The sequence below is a fragment of the uncultured Novosphingobium sp. genome, from assembly GCF_964277725.1.
GTDB lineage: Bacteria > Pseudomonadota > Alphaproteobacteria > Sphingomonadales > Sphingomonadaceae > Novosphingobium > Novosphingobium fluoreni.
Genome location: NZ_CAXYKL010000028.1, coordinates 1 through 6759 on the forward strand (window position 1 = coordinate 1; position 6759 = coordinate 6759).

Genomic DNA, 6759 nt, shown 5'->3' on the forward strand with positions numbered 1-6759 from the left:
ACAGATTGCCGAGCGGTGCTGCGCCAAAGCCGAGCTTTCCCGGTAAGATATCTGTCAAATCCATTACGCTTCTCCTTGGCGCTCATTTGATTTCAGACGAGGTGTCTCTTGTCATGTTGCAGCCATCGTCTGCGATCTCGCCAGTAGCAAATGCGATAATGACCGATTCTTGATAATTTCAGAGAAACCATCAGCAGATCTAAATTGACTTCAAAAAACCTATCCAAACGTGTTTGCGAAAAAAAGCTGAGCAAGCGAGATGCGAACCTTTTTACGTGTTACTGAGGGGCGCTCCCTGAACCGCGTTTCGGCATTTGCATCGCCTCTGCCGGCCTGGCGCGGTCCTGATGCTGGCTCATCCTGACGCGCGCCTTGCGGCTCGCATCCCTTGTAGCAAGGCCGTTGGCCATCCAACATTCCGGCATAAATTTCACGCTGCGACGAGAAAAACCGTGCGCTTGGCTAGGTATGATCTTCTCTAAATTCGCTAAGGACGAGGTCTATCTTACGCTGCATCCCTTCTGGCTTACTGTAGATCAAAACGCGCTCGGGCACCTTGCACGGAAGCTTGTCATCGGGATGTATCACGTCTTAAATTCGGACCATCTCCACCCGGCCGTGAGAGGTTGGGCTCGCGCCAACCCGACCGCACCAACGCTCGAAGCACTGGCGAAGCTGCACCACCCGCGCAAACGGACGGTGCGTCATGTCCACGTTAACGAGGGCGGCCAGGCGGTTATCGTCGATAAATTCCACCATCACACCGGGGGCCAGCAATATGGACAATCAGCCGATTAACCCCCATGCAGCCGGAGCCGGCCAATCTGACGAATGCGCCGCGCTGCCTAGCACGGACCCGCTCGTGGACGACGTGCCAATCCCCGGCGGTAAAGATGAGTCGGCGCTGTCGGATGCGCGGTGGGGAGGGCAGCGGCGCGCCGAAGGGTATTAGCAATGCCCACAAGCATGGCGCACGATCTGCTGAGGCATTGGCAGCTACGCGATACCCGAGAGCTATGGGGCAACTGGTGCAGGAAATGCGGTACCTTGCGCCTTTGCCGTATGCTTGAGATGGTCGAACTTTCGAGTCGGGGCAGGAGCAGGGGCAGGCGACGCCACTAGATCAGAACGCGCGCGTGCGAGATATTCTGGCAAAAGAAAATATGCTGAACCTCAGGGAAGCAACCTAAGCGATCTTGACCCAATGGGGATGCTCGGCCATCTTTTTCTTTGTTGCGGCCGTCATGGGGCGGATCACCAGGTTTCTGACAGGGACAAGCTATGGCTTCGGTGTTCCAGACAGGCTTGTTTGGCTCGTTATTATTTGGATGTTTATAGACGGTTACCCTCGCCTCCTCAGGCATGCGTAATTCGATAACTCCAGCCACTTTTCAGCCGATGGTCGGGTCGATCAAGAACTTCTCGCCGGTTGCTTTGCGGACGTATGCGTTCAGTATTTCCGGATCAAGCGCTTCCGCCAGGCCGATCACACGCGTGTACTTGCTGGCGAAGGTCGTTGTCAGTTCGTCCAGCACGCGGCCACGAAAGCGCTGCGCTACCGCTTCCCCGGCCTTTTGAAGATACGGGAAGAGAAGCCATCCCGATATGCTGAACTGAAAGCCGATGCCACCGCGATCGAACGTTGTCGGAGCGGCATCCAGCATCCCGTAGATGTAAAGCTGCTTGAATGTCATCGAACCGTATCGATTATATTCAGAGGCGGTAAGCACAGACGCGCGCTCCATCGCCTGCAGGATCTCGCCTCCCAGTGTGCCCCCGCCGATCGCGTCAAACGCTATGGTGGCTCCGGTTTCGACAATGGCGTCGGTCAGCGCCTCGCCAAAGTTTGCGTCCTTGCTGTTAAGAACATACTTCGCGCCGATCGCGCGCATCAACTCGACCTGCTCAGGCGAGCGGACGATGTTGATCAGCGGTATGCCATCGGCAAGGCAGATTTTCTGGAGCATTTGACCCAGGTTCGATGCCGCAGCGGTGTGGATGATGGCCTTGTGCCCCTCTGTCAGGGCTGTTTCGACGAATCCCTGCGCGGTCAGCGGATTGACGAATATCGCAGCGCCGTCCTTGGCGCTGGCGCCTGCCGGCAGAGGGATTACATCACGCGCCTTGATGCGACGGTAGTCAGCATACATCGCACCGCCAATCATGCCGACCCGCTGGCCTTTCAGCGATACGGCATCCTTTCCTGCGGCGATCACAGTCCCCGCCCCCTCGTTTCCGATGGGCAGCGACTGACCAATCCTGCCTTTGACGGCTGGCAAGCGATGCGACGGTACGTGTAGGGTCAGTCTGATGCCCCCATCGTCCGCTGGCTTCGCGCTGGTAACGTCGGCAGGTCCGATCAGCAGGCCAAGATCACTTGGATTGATCGGCGCGGCCTCGACACGCACGATGATCTCGTCATCACCCGGATCGTCGATCGTGACCTCCTCCAGCGACAACACAAGATTTCCCTCTTCGTCGATCTTGGTACGAAGTTCGCGTCCCGTGAAGGCCATGTTCGTTTCCCGTTGAGTGATGCTGGATGCGCAACGCACATGGGGTGCAAAACCGCCGAAGCAAGCAGGCCGTCTGAGGTTATCTGCCGCAAGAACCTTGCGGGCGGTCATGACGTTCGCACCGGCGATAAGGACCGGTACCCCCACCGCCATGAAGCCTTCTGAGCCTGTCACTGGCTCAGCCGATCGTGCCTAAAATGACATACGGCCTTGCTGAAGTAGCATATTATCACCGTCCGGGGACAGTGCTAGGCACTGCCGCCACAGGAGATATCGTATGAAGACCCGCGCTGCCGTTGCATTCGAAGCCAAGAAGCCACTCGAAATCGTCGAGCTGGATCTGGAAGGTCCGAAGGCCGGCGAAGTGCTGGTCGAAATCATGGCCACCGGCATCTGCCACACCGATGCCTACACGCTCGACGGCTTCGATAGCGAAGGCATCTTCCCCAGCGTCCTGGGGCATGAAGGCGCGGGCGTGGTGCGCGAAGTCGGACCCGGCGTCACCAGCGTTAAGCCTGGCGATCACGTGATCCCACTGTACACGCCGGAATGCCGCCAGTGCAAATCGTGTCTGTCAGGCAAGACAAACTTGTGCACCGCGATCCGCGCCACGCAAGGTCAGGGCCTGATGCCCGATGGCACGACGCGCTTTTCGTACAAGGGCCAGCCTATCTACCACTATATGGGCTGCTCCACGTTCTCGAACTTCACCGTTCTACCTGAAATTGCCGTTGCGAAAATTCGTGAGGACGCGCCGTTCCAATCCAGTTGCTACATCGGTTGCGGCGTGACGACGGGCGTCGGCGCCGTCATCAACACCGCCAAAGTGCAGGTGGGTGACAATGTGGTCATCTTCGGCTTGGGCGGCATCGGCCTCAATGTGATCCAGGGCGCGCGGCTCGCCGGTGCGAAGCAGATCATCGGCGTCGACCTCAACCCCGATCGCGAGGAGTGGGGCCGCAAGTTCGGAATGACCGACTTCCTCAACTCCCAGGGCATGAGCCGCGAGGATGTGGTGGCCCGGATCGTGGCGATGACCGATGGCGGCGCTGACTACACCTTTGATGCCACCGGCAACACCGAGGTCATGCGCACAGCGTTGGAGGCATGCCATCGCGGCTGGGGCACATCGATCATCATCGGCGTTGCAGAAGCCGGCAAGGAAATCGCGACACGGCCGTTCCAACTGGTCACTGGCCGCAACTGGCGCGGCACCGCTTTCGGCGGCGCGAAGGGTCGAACCGACGTGCCCAAGATCGTCGACATGTACATGACCGGTAAGATCGAGATCGATCCCATGATCACGCACGTCATGGGCCTGGAAGAGATCAATACCGCCTTCGACCTGATGCACGAAGGCAAGAGCATCCGCAGCGTCGTCGTCTTCTAAAGCCTTGCGGTGAAACAGCGTTTTAGGTTCCAACCCGGGCGACGGCGGACCTTCCGGCACCTACTTTCGCGTAGGTGCCTGCCCGGCCTCTCCGCCAATCTTTCCGCGCGACCCGGCTGGTAACAAGGTATGCGCGTACACGTTCGTCTGAAAGGCAGCATCATGGAGCAGGTCAGCGTCAATTTGAGCCATGGGGGGACGCAAAGCGTCTTCACCCACCAAAGTGAGGCCACGGGCACGCCCATGACCTTTTCGGCTTTCGTACCCGCGCATGAGCGCGGGGCACGGTTGCCGGTCATCTGGTATCTCTCCGGGCTGACTTGCTCTCACGCCAATGTAACCGAAAAGGGCGAGTTTCGGCGCTTGTGCGCACAACTCGGCCTCATCTTCATCGCCCCCGATACCTCGCCGCGCGGCGATGGTGTGGCTGACGATGATGCCTATGACTTTGGCAAAGGCGCCGGTTTCTATGTCGACGCCACGCAGGAGCCTTGGCGTCGCCACTATCAGATGCGGCGCTACATCGAGAACGAACTTCCCGATCTGGTGGCCGGGCACCTGCCGGTCGACATGGACCGGCAGAGCATAACCGGACATTCGATGGGCGGACATGGCGCGCTGACCATCGCGTTGCGCAATCCCGGCCGGTTCCGCTCGGTGTCCGCATTTTCGCCTATCGTCAGCCCGATTCACTGCCCTTGGGGTGAAAAGGCATTGGGCGGCTATCTTGGCGCCGATCGCGATGCCTGGCGCACCTATGACGCCTGCGCGTTGATCGAGGATGGCGCGCGCCTGCCTGATCTGCTGGTCGATCAGGGCGAGGCTGACAACTTTCTGGAAAGCCAGCTCAAGATACATCTGCTCACCGAATTGTGTGAAAAGGTCGGTCAGCCCGCGACGATCCGCATGCAGCCCGGTTATGATCACAGCTATTATTTCATTTCGACGTTCATGGACGACCATCTACGCTGGCATGCGGAGCGTCTCGGCAACTCAGGGCGATGACCCAAATCATCATGGCCGATCACGGCGGGCTGGCGGGCGCGGTCGAAGTCAGGCACGGCTTTTCCCGATGGCGGCGTTCCAAACCGGCAACGCTCACCTCAAAGACGATCGGAGCATTCTCACTTGGTGGAGCCTAACCACCCCGCCGCCTTTGCTGCCCGTTCCTGATCTGGATCGAGAGGATCGCCCCGCGCCATGTCCTGCGCGACGGCCATAAGATCGGCCTCGGCAGAGCCGGCCTGGCGATATTCGCCCGTCGCTATCTTGCTGCTTGCCATCGTGCGCTCCAGCACCCAGCCATTGCGATCCTTGCAGGCAAGGCCCGCTATTCCGCCGCCATCGAACACGCGACAGAAGTCGCCTCCTTGCCGGCGGAAGCTGGTGAGGATGCGCAAGTTACCCGAAGGATTGGCGGAGGCCAGTTGTTCGTCGAGGCCCGAGGCCAGCTTGCCCGTGGCCCGCAGACCTCCGCCGCTGGGGGCAATGACCAACCCCTCGCTGTGAAACTGGGTGCCCAGCATCAGCCCCAGCACGAGCGAAGCGGCGAGCGCGAAGCCTAGGCGCGGATTTGAAAACATCGGCACGCGCGCTTTCTTGGCGGCTTGCTTTTCCGCCAACTTGCGCCGCTCACGCGCGGCGGCGAAATCGAGCACTTGAGCCGGTTCGCCCGATGGCGCACCAGTCGCTCCTTTGTCTACTTCTTGTGCTGCCGCCTGCGCCAAAAGCCCATTGAGCGCATCGGGTACCGGCTCGTCGAGGATCGGATCGAGCTGCCGTTTGAGCGCTGCACGCAGGCGTCGTTCGGCAATCAGCTGTCGGCTAAGCTCCGCGTCCATAGCGATTTCGACTTCGATGCGCGCGGCATCCTCGGGTGACAGTTCGCCATCGGCAAAGGCGGTCAGTTCTTCGCGCGTCACGCTCATGCCGTTTCTCCCAGCGCTTTCAACAGTGCTTCGCGCCCGCGCCCGAGCCGTGAGGTCAGCGTGCCTTGCGGAATACCTATGATCTCGGCCGCCTCCTTATAGGCGAACCCTTCGACCAGCACGAGCACCACGGCCTCTCGCTGCTCGTCGGGCAACCGGCTGAGGACGCGGCCGACATTGCCGAGTTCCACTCGGTTTTCTGCGTCGATATCGCCCGGCGTGCCTACGGTCATCCCCTCATCCTCATGGACAAAGGTGCGCGCGCGGCGGCCCCGTGCTCTGGTTTCGTCGATCCATTGGTTACGCATGATCCTGTATATCCAAGCGTCGAGCCGCGTCCCCTCTTCCCATTGCTTCCGAGCCTTCAATGCGCGCTCAAGAGTTGACTGGCACAAGTCATCAGCGTCGGCGGCGTCCCGAGTCAGACCGCGCGCGAACCGCCGCAGCCTTGGCAGAAGGGCGGTCAGTTCGTTGCAGAATGTCGCGTTGCTCATCAATATGCCGTTCTAAGGATGAAACGGTTGGTTGCCACCGTTTCATCCGTGCGTGTGAGAAAGTCTGAGAAATAAAGACGAGACGATGGATCGAACCAATTTTACCCGCCTGATTGGACTATCTGCATCGCTGCTCGCCCTTGCCGGGCCTGCGCAAGCGCAGCTCGGCCTGCCGGGCAACGTCGATCCGGTAGGAGCGCTGCGCCGCGTCGGCGATGCCACGCGCGACATCGCCGACCGCGCGCTGGAGCCGGTCGGGTCCGTCGTTGGCGGCGCCGCAGACCTCGCGCGCGATCGCCTGTCCCGGCTCACCCGCCTTGTAGGGGAGAGCGACGGCGCGATAGAGTGGGATGACAACCACGAGCCCGCGCGTGCGGGCGAGGTGCTTTTGCTCGATCCCGACGCGCAGAGCCTCACCGCCGTGAGCGACG

At 60.3% G+C, this 6759-nt stretch carries 6 protein-coding genes and 1 pseudogene; 4 read left to right on the plus strand and 3 right to left on the minus strand.

Annotation, left to right across the window (positions count from 1 at the left end):
* The first annotated feature begins 402 nt into the window (after positions 1–402).
* Positions 403–798: a hypothetical protein gene (locus ACHWRX_RS01805; RefSeq protein ID WP_394657872.1), complete on the plus strand. Its 396-nt coding sequence runs from the start codon at positions 403–405 to the stop codon at positions 796–798.
* 593 nt (positions 799–1391) lie between these two features.
* Here the strand turns inward: ACHWRX_RS01805 and ACHWRX_RS01810 are convergent.
* Positions 1392–2627, minus strand: a complete 1236-nt coding sequence (locus tag ACHWRX_RS01810; RefSeq protein WP_394657873.1) for a zinc-binding dehydrogenase — start codon at positions 2625–2627, stop codon at positions 1392–1394.
* Between the two features lie 166 nt (positions 2628–2793).
* Between ACHWRX_RS01810 and ACHWRX_RS01815 the strand changes: the two genes are divergently transcribed.
* Positions 2794–3906 (plus strand): S-(hydroxymethyl)glutathione dehydrogenase/class III alcohol dehydrogenase, encoded by a 1113-nt coding sequence (locus tag ACHWRX_RS01815; RefSeq protein ID WP_288415016.1) that lies wholly within the window; start codon positions 2794–2796, stop codon positions 3904–3906.
* A gap of 162 nt (positions 3907–4068) precedes the next feature.
* Complete coding sequence (fghA, locus tag ACHWRX_RS01820; protein ID WP_394657874.1) at positions 4069–4911, plus strand: S-formylglutathione hydrolase; 843 nt, start codon at positions 4069–4071, stop codon at positions 4909–4911.
* Between the two features lie 119 nt (positions 4912–5030).
* Here the strand turns inward: fghA and ACHWRX_RS01825 are convergent, their stop codons facing one another.
* On the minus strand, positions 5031–5834 hold the full coding sequence (locus ACHWRX_RS01825; protein ID WP_394657875.1) for an anti-sigma factor family protein: 804 nt from the start codon (positions 5832–5834) through the stop codon (positions 5031–5033).
* The gene (locus ACHWRX_RS01830; RefSeq protein ID WP_394657876.1) at positions 5831–6328 is read right to left on the minus strand and encodes a sigma-70 family RNA polymerase sigma factor; all 498 of its coding nucleotides are present in this window, start codon (positions 6326–6328) and stop codon (positions 5831–5833) included. Before ACHWRX_RS01830 ends, ACHWRX_RS01825 begins: the two co-directional genes overlap by 4 nt.
* Before the next feature lie 85 nt (positions 6329–6413).
* Here ACHWRX_RS01830 and ACHWRX_RS01835 point away from each other — a divergent pair.
* Positions 6414–6759: pseudogene (locus ACHWRX_RS01835) on the plus strand (peptidase S8); the annotation flags it as partial.